Here is a 15,192-nt window from a genome sequence, read left to right as displayed (position 1 = left end):
TGACGGATCATCCGTGGACGCCGGGGCAACGGCGGTGACGACGACAAAGGGCGCCGGACCTTGTGGTCCGGCGCCCTCTGCTTGTCTCGTCGGCGCGGTTGTGGCGCCCTGAGCCTTCGGGAATCAGCCCCGACGGCCGCAGACCGGCCAAGCGCCCATGCCCTGACGGGCGGCGACGTTCTCGGCGACTCGAATCTGCTCGTCCTTGCTGGCGGTGTGGGGCATGCCCGAACCACCGTTGGCACGCCAGGTGCCGAGGTTGAACTGCAGCCCGCCGTAGTAACCGTTGCCGGTGTTGATGGACCAGTTGCCACCAGACTCACAGGCTGCAACGGCGTCCCAGTTGTGGCCGCCGTCCGCATTCGCGGTACCGGTTCCGATGACCATCGGGGCCACAGCAACTGCCCCAGCAACGGCAACCAGTCCAAGCGTTGTGCGGATGTTCTTCACGTTGTTCCTCTCGCCGAGCGCGCGCCAAACATCGCCCGCGCATAGGCGGTGCGAACTGCTGCCTGCCGGGCAGGCGTTAGGGGGCTGAATCGTGTCGTCTCGGTCGGACACGACAGCGGGGGCGGTTTGATCGGTCCGGGCTCGAGGCCGGCGGACGCCACGGGCAACAGGCCATCTGCTCTGGTCCCACCGCGATCCCGCTCACACGCAGGTTCATGGTTTTTCAGTTGTTTGCTCTCTTGGAGCAGCACGAGGACCGTAGCAAGAATTCGCGCGGCAATGTCGAACCGGTCCCAGCCAGATAACAAGCAGATCACAGCCGAACCTGAGAGGAACATAAGCAGGTCACGCGATATATAAAGCACCCCTAACAAATCACGGTTCGGCAACATTTCGTGATAGAGGTCACCATGAAATTGTGGCGTGGCACACAGAATTCAATTCACACGAGTCACAGTCGTCGCAGGTCAGCGGCACATTTCGGCAGCGCCGCCGCTAAACATCCGGCGTGTCGCCCGGTGAAATCCAGTTGCGCCGGCGCCGCAGTTCGCTGCCGACGGACGCGTCAAACCCGGCGGGACTCGCTAGGGCCGCTCGACACCGCCGCCAATCAGCACTTTTCATGCGTCCGATGCGCACTGTTCGAGCAGCGTTAACCGACCACCTACGCTGGTGAACAACTAAACCTGTTGCACTGCAACAGGTTTCGAATTCGCGAATGCCCCAGGCGACGAATTGTTCGGAATTGCGACGATGAATTTCCGAATTGGGCGCAGAGCGCGGAAATCGCAGTTATTCGAATTCGTGGAACAGCGAGGAATTCAGGGATTCACAGCCGGGCGATGGACCTTTGCTGTGGGTCAGACGAAATCGTCCGGGCTGTTGACGTTGACCAGTGCCCGCTGCCGGTCCATCACCACGCGCTGGGTGTCGGAGGTGTCGACCAGGGCCCGCATGCTGCGCCGCCCGTGGGCCACCAGCTCGTCGGCCCGAGTGGCCAGTGCGGTCCGGTAGATGCCCGCCAGGTAGTGGTCCCGCCCGTCCCAGGGCAGCACCACGTCGGCGTCCACCCGGGCCGCGTGTTCGGCGAGCTCGTCGATCAGCTCGGCCGTCAGATACGGCATGTCGACGGCACATACGAACGCGCGCGGGTATCCGGCGTCGGCCGCGGCGCGCAAACCACGGGCGGTGGCCAGCAGCGGTCCGACCCCCGGGGTCGCGTCGCGCAGCACTTCCGCGTCCAGGTCAGGCAGCGCCTGGCCGCGGGCGGCGATGACGAACACCGCCTGGCAGCGGGACCGCAGCGTCGCCACCGTCTGCTCGACGAACGTGATCTCCCCCGCCGGCCCGCGGAACCGCACGGTGGCCTTGTCGCGCCCCATACGACGAGACGCCCCGCCGGCCAGTACAACTGCGGCCAGCGGGGCGTCTTCGTTCAAGGTGTCGTTACTCTTCGACGGTCCAGGTGTCCTTGCCACGCAGCAAGGATTGCAGAGCGGCGGTGTCGTGCGCCTTGGATTCCCGCGCAGAGGCGATCTGAGCCCGCGCTTCGTCGTCGTAGGTCGGGCGGTTCACCTGACGGAAGATGCCCATCACGGTGTGCTCGAGGTTCTGCTCCGACAGGCGCGACAGCGCGAAGGCGTACGCCGGGTCGTCGAGGTGAGCGTTGTGCACCACGATGTCCGACGGATCGACGTCGGCGGTCTTGCCGATCTCCAGTCCGTAGCCGGACTTGGTCACGCAGTACTCGTTCTCCGCGCCGAAGGTGATCGGCTGGCCGTGCTGCAGGTTGATCAGGCGCTCCTCGGCGCCTTCCTTGCGCAGCGCGTCGAACGAACCGTCGTTGAAGATCGGGCAGTCCTGCAGGATCTCGACGATGGCGGCACCGCGGTGCTGGGCCGCGGCCTTGAGCACCTCGGTCAGACCCTTGCGGTCGGAGTCCAGCGCGCGGCCGACGAACGTCGCCTCGGCACCCAGGGCCAGCGACACCGGGTTGAACGGCTGATCCAGCGAGCCCATCGGGGTCGACTTGGTGACCTTGCCGACCTCGGAGGTCGGCGAGTACTGACCCTTGGTCAGACCGTAGATCCGGTTGTTGAACAGCAGGATCGTGATGTTGATGTTGCGGCGCAGCGCGTGGATCAGGTGGTTACCACCGATCGACAGCGAGTCACCGTCACCGGTGACGACCCACACCGACAGGTCCGGGCGCGCCAGCGCCAGACCGGTGGCGATGGTCGGGGCACGACCGTGGATCGAGTGGAAGCCGTAGGTCTCCAGGTAATACGGGAACCGGCTCGAGCAGCCGATGCCGCTGACGAACGCGATGTTCTCGCGGCGCAGGCCCAGCTCCGGCAGGAAGTTGCGGATGGTGTTGAGGATGACGTAGTCACCGCAACCCGGGCACCAGCGCACCTCCTGGTCGCTGGTGAAGTCCTTGCCCTTCTGCGGCTGGTCCGTGGTCGGAACCAGGGCAGTCTTGCTGAGGGCTTCGGTCAGGCCCAGATCAGCACCGATCAGATCCGTCATGCGTTTGCTCCCACACCGGTTTCCACGGTGGCGGCTGCCAGCCGTGCGAACTTGGCCTTGTCAGTTTCCTTCTCGCGCAGCGATCCGTCCAGCGCCGCGCTGATGATGCCCTCGACCTCGTCGGCCAGGAACGCCATGCCCTCGACCTTGGTCACCGACTGGACGTCGACCAGGTACTTGCCGCGCAGCAGGAGCGCCAGCTGGCCGAGGTTCATCTCCGGCACGACGACCTTGTCGTACCTACGCAGCACCTCTTCGAGGTTCGCCGGGAACGGATTGAGGTGGCGCAGCTGCGCGTGGGCAACCTTGACGCCGTTGCGCCGGGCGCGGCGGCAGGCTTCGCCAATCGGGCCGTACGAGCTGCCCCAACCGAGCATCAGCAGCTCGGCTTCGCCGCTCGGGTCGTCGACCTCGAGGTCGGGCACCTTGATGCCGTCGATCTTGAGCTGGCGCAACCGGACCATGAGGTCGTGGTTCTTGGGCTCGTAGGAGATGTTGCCCGAGCCGTTGGCCGCCTCGAGACCACCGATGCGGTGCTCCAGACCCGCGGTACCGGGGATGGCGAACTGGCGGCCCAGCGTCTCGGGGTCACGCGCGTACGGCTGGAACGGCTCGCCCGCCTTGGCGAACGTGTGCTCGATGGCCGGGTAGCCGGCGATGTCCGGGATCCGCCACGGCTCCGAACCGTTGGCGATGGCGCCGTCGGACAGGATGATCACCGGCGTGTGGTAGGTGATGGCGATCCGCGCGGCCTCGACCGCGACGTCGAAGCAGTCCGACGGGGAGGCGGGCGCCAGCACCGCGACGGGCGATTCGCCGTTGCGGCCGTACAGCGCCTGCAGCAGGTCGGCCTGTTCGGTCTTGGTCGGCAGACCGGTGGACGGGCCACCGCGCTGCACGTCGATGACGATGAGCGGCAGCTCGGTCATCACCGCGAGGCCGATGGCCTCCGACTTCAGCGAGACACCGGGGCCCGACGTGCTGGTCACGCCGAGCGCGCCGCCGTACGAGGCACCGATGGCCGCGCCGATACCGGCGATCTCGTCCTCGGCCTGGAAGGTCAGGACATTGAAGTTCTTGTGCTTGGACAGCTCGTGCAGGATGTCGCTGGCCGGGGTGATCGGGTAGGTGCCGAGCACCACCTGGATGTCACCCAGCTGACCGGCGGCGACGATGCCGTACGCCATGGCCGTGTTGCCGGAGATCTGGCGGTATTCACCGGACTTGAGCTTGGCCGGGGCCACCTCGTAGGTGGTGCCGAAGGCCTCGGTGGTCTCGCCGTAGTTCCAGCCGGCCTTGAGCGCCAGCACGTTGGCCTCGGCGATCTCGGGCTTACGGGCGAACTTCTCACGGATGAAGGCCTCGCTGTGCTCCAGCTCGCGGCCGTACATCCAGGACAGCAGGCCGAGCCCGAACATGTTCTTGGCGCGCTGACCGTCCTTCTTGGTCGCGCCGATGGCCTCGACGGCGGCCAGGGTCAGCGTGGTCATCGCCACCGGGATGACGACGAACTCGGACAGCTCGTCGTTCTCGAGCGGGTTCTCCTCGTACCCGACCTTGGCCAGGTTGCGCTTGGTGAACTCGTCGGAGTTGGCGATGATCATGCCGCCGCGCGGCAGGTCGGCGACGTTGGCCTTGAGTGCGGCCGGGTTCATGGCGACCAGCACGTCGGGACGGTCACCGGCGGTGAGGATGTCGTAATCCGCGATCTGGATCTGGAACGACGACACACCGGGCAGAGTGCCCTGTGGTGCGCGGATCTCGGCGGGGTAATTCGGCTGCGTCGCAAGGTCATTGCCGAAGAGCGCGGCTTCCGAAGTGAACCGGTCACCGGTCAGCTGCATACCGTCGCCGGAGTCACCGGCGAAGCGGATGACGACCTTCTCGAGCTTCTGCCGCGAGGCTGCGCCACTCCCGGCGCCGGTGCCGTTGTCGTCGTCGTTGAGACCCACGACGCCTGCCTTTCACACTCTGTTTCGACCGTCCGTCGCACTGTTTCGGAGACGCCGCAGAACGGTGCTCACGATCGCCAGCCCGGCGCCCGCCAAAATTTTGATGTCACTGCTAGTACCGATTATTGCACTTCTCTTAGGGTGCACTCGCCAGGACGCGCCATTGCAGGCGGTGTGGCGGCCCCACAAATGCGCACGTCAAATCGATTGCGGCCGCTTGACACCTGTCAAAATGTGGCTTTCATCACGTTCCGGCAGGTGGAATTCCTAAGAACGCGGTTACCGATCGGTAGCGGTCCGCGCTAGCACTCGGCCGCATCGGAAACATCCGGCGGCACAAGCGATTAGGCGTCAGTCCGGTTGCCCGTCTGGACGGGTGTCCAGACGGCGGCCGTGCCACCGCAGGCGGAGCAACATCAGCTGCCGGTGTGCCTGGAACCCCAACGCCAGCGGGTCGGCCCAGGCGCGGCGACCCGGCGTACCACGTCCGGTATCGGTATCCATACGGCCATTGTCCAGAAGCTGGGCAACCGCGCACGTCACGCGACGGGACGCCGACATGTCGGTCCGGTGAAGATTTGCGGACACCGCTGGTCACGTCACAAGAAGCTCACGGCGACGGTGTCCATGAGCACATACGCGGCGATCGCGAAGACCAGGTAGGCGAACCAGCGCTGCAGTCGCCCGGTGTCGAGCCGGGTGCCCAGGTGGCCGGCGACCAGCGAACCGACGATCGCGGTACCGACGAACGCCGCGGTGACCGTCCAATCGATGCTGGTGCCGCTGAGGTGGGACAGCAGGCCCGCCAACGAGTTCGCGACGATGATGAGCAGCGAGGTACCGATCGCGATGGGCATCTCCACCCCGAGCATCAACACGAGCGCCGGAATGATCAGAAAGCCGCCGCCGACGCCGAAGAGTCCGGTGAGCAGCCCGACGAGGAAACCCGCAGGAATCGATCTGGAGGCACAGCGGCGCCAGTCGATGCCGGAATCACCGACTCTGCAGGCGGTACCGGTGCCGCCGTTGTCCTGCAGCATCCGGATTCCGGCGAGCACCATGACCGCGGCGAAGCCGACGAGGAGCACCGGCTGCGGCAGGTGGCGGCCGATGGCGCTGCCGATGAAGGTCGCCGGGATACCGGCCGCCGAGAAGACTGCGGCCAACCGCCATTGGACGTGGCCGGCCCGAATCTTCGGCAGCGCGCCCACCGCCGAGGCGATGCCGACGACCAATAGCGACATCGGAATCGCCTGCTCGATGCCGAGCCCCAGCACATAGACCAACGCCGGTACCGCCAGAATGGAACCTCCGCCGCCGAGCAGGCCGAGCAGGACGCCGATGACGGCGCCCAGGCCAAGGGCGAGAACGATATTCACGGAACGTCACTCTCCTCAAACGGAAACGGCGGGACGCGTCGCGCGCATGCGCGCGACGACATCTCGGTCAGTGCGTCTTGGCTGCGATCTGGGCACGCACATCGGCCATGTCGAGCGCCTTGACCCGGGTGATCAGATCCTCGAGCGCCGCGGCCGGCATCGCACCGGGCTGGCGGTACACGAGGATGCCGTCGCGGAACGCCATGATCGTTGGGACCGCCTGGATTTCGAGCGCCGCGGCAAGCTGCTGCTGCGCTTCGGTGTCGACCTTGGCGTGCACCACATCAGGGTGCGACTGCGCCGATCGGTCGAAAACCGGAGCGAATGCACGACACGGACCGCACCACGACGCCCAGAAATCGATGAGAACAATGGGATTGCCGGTGATGGTCGCCTCGAAGTCGGCGGCGGTCAGGGTTTTGGTGGTCATGACGAATTCCTTTCATGGTCGAGCAATTACCTTGCTAAGCAAGGCCTTTCAACATCAGATTCCAGTACATGAACGGCAGTCCGTACTTCTTCAGGTACCAGTACGCCCGGTGCGGGATGACCGGATCGAGCAGCGGGAACGACGGCTTCAGGTTGAAGTCGTAGTCGAATTCGGCGAGCAGCATCGCGTCCGACGACGTGACGATCGGGCACGACGAGTAGCCGTCGTACGACGCCCCCAGCGGACGGCCGGTCAAGAAGGAGTCGATGTTCTCGACCACCACCGGGGCCTGCTTGCGGATCGCGGCGCCGGTCTTCGAGTTCGGCGACGAACCGGCGTCACCGAGGCTGAAGACGTTGGGGTACCGCACGTGCTGCATGGTGTGCTTGTCGATGTCGACGTAGCCCATGGCGTCACCCGTCGACAGCGCGCTGCGTTTGATCCAGTCCGGTGCGGACTGCCGCGGCACGGCGTGCAGGACGTCGTACGGCAGCATGGCGTCGGTTCCGCCCTCCCCCACACTGGTGACGCCGACCTTGTGCGACGCCGCGTCGACCAGGGTCACCTCGGAGTTGGTGTGCAGGGTGATGTCGTAGTCGGCGATCACCTTGTCGAGACTGTCCGCGATCGCGGGAATCCCGAACGGCCGCGCGCCCGGCATGACCAGGTGGACGTCAATGTCCTTGAGCACGCCCTGTGACCGCCAGTAGTCGGAGGCCAGATACGCGATCTTCTGCGGAGCGCCGGCGCACTTGATGGCTCCGGAAGGCATGGTGAACACCGCGGTGCCCGAACGCAGGTTCCGGATGAAATCCCAGGTCCGGGGTGCGAGGTCGAAGCGATAGTTCGAGGAGACTCCGTCACGTCCCAGGGTCTCCGCCAGTCCCTCGGTGCGATCCCAATCGAGTTGGATGCCTGGACAGACGACGAGCGCGTCGTACTCGTAGGTGGTGCCGTCGGTACAGGTGACCGTGTTGGCATCGGGATCAAAAGCGCTCGCGGCCTTCCGGATCCACGTCACTCCCTTGGGCATCACCGAGGACTCGGCGCGTTCGGTGGCGGCAGCCCGGGCTTGTCCGCCGCCGACAAGGGTCCACAGCGGTTGGTAGTAATGCTTGTCCGAGGGTTCGATGACCGCGACGCCGGTGTAGCCCTTACGCCGCAGCCGGGCCGCGACCGTGATGCCGGCGGTGCCGCCGCCAACGATCACGATCTGGTGTTTGGCAGTGATGGTCATAGCTGTGATGTCTCCTGTCTTCAGGCGTTCTCGACGGCTTGTGCCCAGGCGCCATACCCGCCCAAGATGTCGCTGACGTCGTCGAATCCGTTCCGCCGCAACAGACTTGCCGCGACCGACGAGCGGTAGCCGCCGGCGCAATAGACCACGGTCGGTTTGGCGGGGTCGAGCTCGCCGATCCGGGCGGGCAACTGGCCCACCGGGATGGCGACGGCGTTCGGGATGGTGCCGGCCGCGACCTCGCCGGGGTTGCGGACATCGACGATCTGCAGGTTCGGCAGCTCGGCGGCCCTTTCGCCAAATGCCTTGGTGGTCAACCTCGATGCCACCTGCACGTCATTCTGGTGCGCGACCAGCGCCGCGTACGGCTCTGCCACGTAGCCGATCACCCGGTCGAAGCCGATCCGGGCGAGCCGGTTCTTACCCTCGAGCTCCTCGCCGGGCTCGGTGAACAGCACGATATCGACGTCGGACGGCAGGACTGAGCCGGCGAACTCGGCGTAACGACCTTGCAGGCCGATGTTGACCGCGCCGCGCAGGTGACCCTGCGCGAATTCTTCGGGGCCACGGCCGTCCACGAGGACAGCGCCGGCGTCGATCGCCGCGCGAGCCTGCTCATAGGTCAGGGCCGACGGCATCTTGGTCTCGTCCAGCAGCTCGCGATCCTTGCGGTTGAGGATCGCGTCGTAGACGAAGTAACCCGGCGCGGGCGGCTGCCCTTCGGTGACGAGGTTCATGAACGTCGCCTTATCGGCGGCACGTAGTGCGTAGTTCGTCGCCTTCTGGTCGCCGATCGTCGACCACAGATCGGTCGACAGATTCTTGCCGCAAGCCGAGCCCGCGCCATGCGCCGGATACACCCGCGTCGCATCGGGCAGCGTCATCAGTTTGTTGTGCAGCGACTCATACAGCTTGTCCGCCAGTTCTTCTCGCGTGAAACCGATCGAGGCCAGCAGGTCGGGGCGACCGACATCACCGATGAACAGAGTGTCCCCGGTCATGACGCCGTAGGGCGTCTGGTCGTCGGCGTGCTCGTACACCACCACGCTCATCGACTCCGGGGTATGCCCGGGCGTGTGCCGGAACTCGAGCGTCACGTCGCCCAGCGAGTACCGCTCACCGTCGGCGACACCGACCGACTCGAACTCGGTCTCGGCGACAGCCGAGTAGACGATCTTCGCGCCGGTGGCCTCGGCGAGCTCGAGGTGACCGGAGAGGAAGTCTGCGTGAAAGTGGGTCTCGATGACCAATTCGATGGTCAGCCCAAGCTCCTTGGCATCGGCAAGGTACCCGGCCACATCGCGCTGCGGGTCCACAACGACTGCGCGGCCGGTGGTTTCGTCACCGATCAGGTAGGACGCGTGCGACAGACAGTCCAGGTAGTACTGCTGCAGGATCATCGTCGATCTTCTTTCTCCTCATTGGGTAGCACCACTCTGAGCTATACCCTCACGGGTATTCAATATACCCCCGGGGGTATCTTATTCCAACTTACGAAAATACGGGTGGGGGTATTTTTCGCGCTCTCCTGAAAGCTACCCCGACCCATATGCCCGGCCTAGAGACTTAGGTCCCGCACCGCTGCCTGCTGCCCGCGCTACCTCAGCGTTGCGGGTCACCGGCGCTGTACCGACCAGTGATAGGTGCCGCCTATCGGTGCATCTGAAATGCCGATCACCAACGCCGTCTCTCGGCCTGATCCGGCCGATTGTGAGGATTAGATTGGGAGAATGACCACTGTCAGCGACAACGACGTCGATGCCACCTACGACGAACACGACGTAGCGGTCACGGGGGCGAAGCACGAGGCCGCCGGCGTCAAGGCCGTGATGGTCAGCATGCGCCGCACCATCGAGCAGATGGGGCCGCTGCGCACCGCGGAAACGTTGACCAAGATCAACCAGCGGCACGGCTTCGACTGCCCGGGCTGCGCGTGGCCGGAGGAACACGGCGGACGCAAGCTGGCCGAGTTCTGCGAGAACGGCGCCAAAGCCGTCGCCGAGGAGGCGACGCGGCGCCGCGTCACCCCGGAATTCTTCGCCCGGCATTCGGTCGCCGAACTTGCCGAGAAGCCCGAATACTGGCTGTCCCAGCAGGGCCGCCTCACGCATCCGATGGTGCTGGCGCCCGGCGACAGCCATTACCGTCCGATCGACTGGGCCGACGCCTACCGACTGATCGCCGACGAGCTGAACGCCCTCGCCAGCCCCGACGAAGCGCTGTTCTACACCTCAGGCCGCACCAGCAACGAGGCCGCCTTCCTGTACCAACTGCTCGCGCGCAGTTTCGGCACCAACAACCTGCCGGACTGTTCCAACATGTGCCACGAGTCGTCGGGCACCGCGCTGGTCGAGTCGATCGGCATCGGCAAGGGCTCGGTCACCGTCGACGACGTCATCCACGCCGACTGCATCGTCATCGCCGGACAGAACCCGGGCACCAACCACCCGCGCATGCTGTCGGTGCTGGAGAAGGCAAAAGCACGCGGCGCCAAGATCATTGCGATCAACCCGCTGCCCGAGGCCGGACTGATGCGGTTCAAGGACCCGCAGAAGGTGCACGGCGTCGTCGGCCACGGGGTGCCCATCGCCGACGAGTTCGTACAGATCCGCATCGGCGGCGACATGGCGCTGTTCGCCGGCCTGGGCCGGCTCCTGCTGGAGGCCGAGGATCGGGCGCCCGGAACCGTGGTGGACCGCGATTTCGTCGACCGGCACTGCGCCGGCTTCGACGACTACGAATCCCGAACCCGTGCAGTCGATCTGGACATCGTCACCGCGGCCAGCGGCATCAGCCGCGACCAGTTGCAGCGGGTCGCCGACGCGTTGGTCCGCTCGGAGCGCACCATCATCTGCTGGGCGATGGGCCTGACCCAGCAGAAGCACGCCGTGGCCACCATCGGTGAGGCCACCAATCTGCTGCTCATGCGCGGCATGATCGGAAAGCCCGGGGCGGGCGTGTGTCCCGTGCGCGGCCACTCCAACGTGCAGGGCGACCGGACCATGGGCATCTGGGAGAAGATGCCCGAAGAGTTCCTGGCCGCGCTGGACGCCCGGTTCGGTATCACCTCCCCGCGCAAGCACGGTCACGACACCGTCGACGGAATCCGGGCCATGCGTGACGGGCACGCCAAGGTCTTCATCGGCATGGGCGGCAACTTCGTCTCGGCCACGCCCGACACCGACGTCACCGCCGCGGCGATGCGCAATTGCGCTCTGACGGTACAGATTTCGACGAAGCTCAACCGCAGCCACGTCATCCACGGCCGCACCGCACTGATCCTGCCCACCCTCGGCCGCACCGACAAAGACTTCCAGGCCGGAGGTAAACAGGTGGTGTCGGTGGAGGATTCGATGTCGATGGTGCATCTGTCGCGCGGTGGCCTGACCCCACCCAGTGACCAGGTGCGCAGCGAGGTCGCGATCGTCTGCCAGCTGGCCCGGACCCTGCTCGGGCCGGCGCACCCGGTGCCGTGGGAATCCTTCAACGCCGACTACGACGGCATCCGCGACGCCATCGCCGACGTGGTCCCCGGCTGCGCCGACTACAACACCCGGGTCCGCCGGCCGGACGGCTTCCAGCTGCCTCACCCGCCCCGGGATTCCCGCGAATTCCCCACGCACACAGGCAAAGCCAATTTCTCGATCGAGCCCCTCGAATGGGTGCCCGTGCCCGAGGGCCGGCTGGTGCTGCAGACCCTGCGCAGCCACGACCAGTACAACACCACCATCTACGGCCTGGACGACCGCTACCGCGGCGTCAAGGGCGGCCGGCGCGTGGTGTTCGTCAACCCGGCCGACATCGCGGCGCTCGGCCTGGCCGAGGGCAGCCGTGTCGACCTGGTCTCCGAGTTCGACGGCCAGGAGCGCCGTGCGAAAGACTTTCTGGTGGTGCCCTATTCGACGCCCGCGGGCAACGCCGCGGCCTACTACCCGGAGACCAACCCGTTGATCCCGTTGGACCACACTGCCCGGAAATCCAATACGCCGGTGTCCAAAGCCGTGGTGATCAGGCTGGAACCGTGGGTCGGGTAACCGCACGGCGCCGAGCCGAACACGTCACCGCCGGCGGCGCGGTCTCCCGCCCGGAGACCCTGGCTGTCGAAGAACCCCTGGAAATCCGGGTCAACGGCACTCCCCTCACCGTCACCATGCGGACGCCGGGCTCGGATGTCGAACTGGCCCAAGGGTTTCTGCTCACCGAGGGCGTCATCGCGCACCGCGACGACATCGCCCGCGTCGCCTACTGCCGCGGCGCCACCGAAGACGGCACCAACACCTACAACGTGCTCGACGTGATGTTGGCACCGCACGTCCCGCCGCCCTCGGTCGACGTGACGCGCAATTTCTACACCACCTCGTCGTGCGGCGTGTGCGGCAAGGCGTCGATCGACGCCGTCCGGACCGTCAGCCACTACTCCCCCGGCGACGACCCGACGACGGTCACCAACGCCACGCTGTCGGCCCTGCCCCAGCAGCTGCGGCAGGCCCAGAAGGTGTTCAACAGCACCGGCGGACTGCACGCCGCCGCGCTGTTCAGCGCCGACGGCGAGATGTTCGTCGCCCGCGAGGACATCGGCCGCCACAACGCGGTCGACAAGGTGATCGGCTGGGCGCTCGAGCAGGGCCGCGTTCCGCTGACCGGCACCGTCCTGCTGGTCAGCGGCCGGGCCTCGTTCGAACTGACGCAGAAGGCCGTCATGGCCGGCATCCCGGTGCTCGCCGCGGTGTCCGCACCGTCCTCGTTGGCAGTCGACCTGGCCAGCCAGGCCGGGCTCACCCTGGTGGCGTTCCTCCGCGGCGAGTCGATGAACGTCTACACCCGGCCGGACCGCATCGCCCGATAGCGGTGAAACGAAAAAGCCCCCGCCGCGGCGGGGGCTTTTCCATTGGAGAGAACTATGCGCTCTTGTCGCGACGCTCCGAGCGCGGGGCCTTGCGCGGCACGATGGTCGGCAGCACGTTGTCCTGCACGGTTTCCTTGGTGACGACCACCTTGGCGACGTCGTCGCGGCTCGGGATGTCGAACATCACGGGCTGCAGGACCTCTTCCATGATGGCGCGCAGGCCACGGGCACCGGTGCCGCGGTGAATGGCCTGGTCGGCGATGGCATCGAGGGCGTCGCCGGTGAACTCCAGCTCCACCCCGTCCATCTCGAAGAGCCGGACGTACTGCTTGACCAGGGCGTTCTTCGGCTTGGACAGGATCGACACCAGCGATTCCTTGTCCAGGTTGGTCACCGACGCCACGACCGGGAGACGGCCGATGAACTCGGGGATCAGGCCGAACTTGATCAGGTCTTCGGGCAGCACCTCGGCGAAGTGGTCCTGGGTGTCGATCTCGGCCTTGGAGTGCACCTCGGCGCCGAAGCCCAGACCGCGCTTGCCGACCCGGTCGGACACGATCTTCTCGAGGCCCGCGAACGCACCGGCCACGATGAACAGCACGTTGGTGGTGTCGATCTGGATGAATTCCTGGTGCGGGTGCTTGCGACCGCCCTGCGGCGGTACCGACGCCTGCGTCCCCTCGAGGATTTTCAGCAGGGCCTGCTGCACGCCCTCGCCGGACACGTCGCGGGTGATCGACGGGTTCTCGCTCTTGCGGGCGATCTTGTCGACCTCGTCGATGTAGATGATGCCGGTCTCGGCGCGCTTGACGTCGTAGTCGGCGGCCTGGATCAGCTTCAGCAGGATGTTCTCGACGTCCTCGCCGACGTAGCCGGCCTCGGTCAGCGCGGTCGCGTCGGCGATCGCGAACGGCACGTTGAGCATCTTGGCGAGGGTCTGCGCCAGGTAGGTCTTGCCGCAACCGGTCGGCCCGAGCATCAGGATGTTCGACTTCGCGAGCTCGACCGGCTCACCCCGGGAGTCGCGCGACTTCTCCTGCGCCTGGATGCGCTTGTAGTGGTTGTAGACGGCCACGGCCAGCGTCTTCTTGGCGTTGTCCTGACCGATGACGTAGCCCTCGAGGAAGTCCCGGATCTCCTGGGGCTTGGGCAGCTCGTCGAGCTTGACGTCGTCGGCGTCGGCCAGCTCCTCCTCGATGATCTCGTTGCAGAGATCGATGCACTCGTCGCAGATGTAGACGCCAGGTCCAGCAATCAGCTTCTTGACCTGCTTCTGGCTCTTTCCACAGAACGAGCACTTCAGCAGGTCACCGCCGTCTCCGATGCGCGCCATGGGGTGAGGCCCTACTTTCTCCGGTCGCCGTCAGTCGTTACACCAGATAGTGGGTTACTGCGGGTGTGATCCCGACGCTACCCGTTCGCTCCGTCGCGGTGCGACCGAAAGGGTCGAATCGCTCCGGTGGTATTTATCCGTGTGCAGGAGAACATAGCCCGATCGGTGGCTTGCCACCCCTCGGCGCGCTGACCGTGATTCTGGCGTGTCTTTCCGGCGCCGGGTGGCGTTGGCTCGGCAGGCCTCTGATCAGGGCTGTTCACCTATCCGCAACCCTACCGTGTGCACATCGAAGCTGCCGACGCATTTCGCGGCCAGCGCAAGCACCCGACCCGTGCGGGCTATCCCTGGAGCCGACCGCCCAGCTCGTCGACCGGCACCGCCACCGTGAGCGGGCCACCGTTGCCCGCAAGCTGGCTCTCGCCGAAAAAGAAGGTGACGGCGTCGTCGGTGAGCGCGAAGTTCCGGTACGAGGCGCGGTCCGGTTCGATCAGCGCCGCGTTGCGCGCCTTCAACGCGCTCTGCACCACCGGCGTCAGGATCGCCACCGGATCGGAGCCCGGGCCGAACAGCGAGTCGATGGTGACCGGTCCGCCGGCGCCGTACGTGAAGGTCCGGTACCGGATGTCGGGATGTCCTTCGTGGGCCAGGCCCGTCGGGTCGACGACCTTGAGCACCAGGCTCTGGCTCCGCGCCGAGCGGTACATCGTCGGCGTCACGGTCTCCTCATACCCCCGGCCGCGGCCGAACTTGTCCACCCAGCCGACGAAACCGTCGCGGTCCTGGGCCAGAAAATCCGCGACCGCCCGCTGGTCCGGATAGTCGACCGGGAAAGCGACGGTCCGTTCGTATCCGGTACCGACCTCATGGATCCGGCACATGCCGGTGGCGTCGGGTGTCCCGCCCAGGGCACCACACGCCTGCTGCGCCGACGCCGCCGGCGCGACGCTCAGGAACGTCACCACCGCGGCCAGGGCAAGAACCGAAATCCTCATGCCCACATGGTTCGCCGCAGCCCTTGGCAGATTCTTGGCGT

12 protein-coding genes and 1 pseudogene are annotated in these 15,192 nt (G+C 66.1%); 2 read left to right on the top strand and 11 right to left on the bottom strand.

Features of this window, described 5'->3' with window-relative positions; genetic code table 11:
• Window positions 1–123: 123 nt before the first annotated feature.
• The 9 genes and pseudogenes from ACJH6J_RS18700 to ACJH6J_RS18660 all read right to left on the bottom strand — a co-directional run.
• A pseudogene (locus ACJH6J_RS18700) lies at window positions 124–345 on the bottom strand (transglycosylase family protein); the annotation flags it as partial.
• Window positions 346–1,310: 965 nt separating this feature from the next.
• Window positions 1,311–1,889, bottom strand: a complete 579-nt coding sequence (mobA, locus tag ACJH6J_RS18695; RefSeq protein ID WP_212812318.1) for a molybdenum cofactor guanylyltransferase — start codon at window positions 1,887–1,889, stop codon at window positions 1,311–1,313.
• Between the two features lie 7 nt (window positions 1,890–1,896).
• On the bottom strand, window positions 1,897–2,979 hold the full coding sequence (locus ACJH6J_RS18690; protein ID WP_212812319.1) for a 2-oxoacid:ferredoxin oxidoreductase subunit beta: 1,083 nt from the start codon (window positions 2,977–2,979) through the stop codon (window positions 1,897–1,899).
• Window positions 2,976–4,931, bottom strand: coding sequence for a 2-oxoacid:acceptor oxidoreductase subunit alpha (locus ACJH6J_RS18685; protein ID WP_212812320.1), 1,956 nt, complete (start codon window positions 4,929–4,931; stop codon window positions 2,976–2,978). Before ACJH6J_RS18685 ends, ACJH6J_RS18690 begins: the two co-directional genes overlap by 4 nt.
• 351 nt (window positions 4,932–5,282) lie before the next feature.
• Window positions 5,283–5,435, bottom strand: a complete 153-nt coding sequence (locus tag ACJH6J_RS18680; protein WP_020102196.1) for a hypothetical protein — start codon at window positions 5,433–5,435, stop codon at window positions 5,283–5,285.
• Window positions 5,436–5,530: 95 nt separating this feature from the next.
• Entirely contained in the window at window positions 5,531–6,310 is a 780-nt protein-coding gene (locus ACJH6J_RS18675) for a sulfite exporter TauE/SafE family protein (protein ID WP_212812321.1), read from the bottom strand.
• Between the two features lie 67 nt (window positions 6,311–6,377).
• Complete coding sequence (gene trxA / locus ACJH6J_RS18670; protein WP_212812322.1) at window positions 6,378–6,740, bottom strand: thioredoxin; 363 nt, start codon at window positions 6,738–6,740, stop codon at window positions 6,378–6,380.
• Window positions 6,741–6,774: 34 nt separating this feature from the next.
• A complete protein-coding gene (locus tag ACJH6J_RS18665; RefSeq protein WP_346414373.1) occupies window positions 6,775–7,977 on the bottom strand; it encodes an FAD/NAD(P)-binding oxidoreductase in 1,203 nt (400 codons plus the stop codon).
• Between the two features lie 20 nt (window positions 7,978–7,997).
• A complete protein-coding gene (locus tag ACJH6J_RS18660; protein ID WP_346414372.1) occupies window positions 7,998–9,377 on the bottom strand; it encodes an MBL fold metallo-hydrolase in 1,380 nt (459 codons plus the stop codon).
• 330 nt (window positions 9,378–9,707) lie between these two features.
• On the opposite strand from ACJH6J_RS18660, the gene ACJH6J_RS18655 reads away from it, so the two are divergent.
• Both ACJH6J_RS18655 and fdhD read left to right on the top strand, forming a co-directional pair.
• Window positions 9,708–12,011 carry an FdhF/YdeP family oxidoreductase gene (locus tag ACJH6J_RS18655; protein ID WP_406804353.1) on the top strand — a complete coding sequence of 768 codons (2,304 nt, stop codon included), beginning with the start codon at window positions 9,708–9,710 and terminating at the stop codon, window positions 12,009–12,011.
• Complete coding sequence (gene fdhD, locus ACJH6J_RS18650; protein ID WP_212812326.1) at window positions 11,999–12,823, top strand: formate dehydrogenase accessory sulfurtransferase FdhD; 825 nt, start codon at window positions 11,999–12,001, stop codon at window positions 12,821–12,823. Before ACJH6J_RS18655 ends, fdhD begins: the two co-directional genes overlap by 13 nt.
• Before the next feature lie 52 nt (window positions 12,824–12,875).
• Here the strand turns inward: fdhD and clpX are convergent, their stop codons facing one another.
• Together clpX and ACJH6J_RS18640 are read right to left on the bottom strand one after the other, a co-directional pair.
• Entirely contained in the window at window positions 12,876–14,156 is a 1,281-nt protein-coding gene (clpX, locus tag ACJH6J_RS18645) for an ATP-dependent Clp protease ATP-binding subunit ClpX (protein WP_346414371.1), read from the bottom strand.
• 341 nt (window positions 14,157–14,497) lie between these two features.
• Entirely contained in the window at window positions 14,498–15,151 is a 654-nt protein-coding gene (locus ACJH6J_RS18640; RefSeq protein ID WP_406804352.1) for an RsiV family protein, read from the bottom strand.
• Window positions 15,152–15,192: the final 41 nt, after the last annotated feature.

Origin of the sequence: Mycobacterium sp. SMC-18, assembly GCF_045310895.1 — a bacterium.
In the GTDB taxonomy this organism is placed as follows: domain Bacteria; phylum Actinomycetota; class Actinomycetes; order Mycobacteriales; family Mycobacteriaceae; genus Mycobacterium.
Note: the sequence above shows the minus strand (reverse complement) of the source record. Positions and strands in the feature narration are given on the sequence as shown.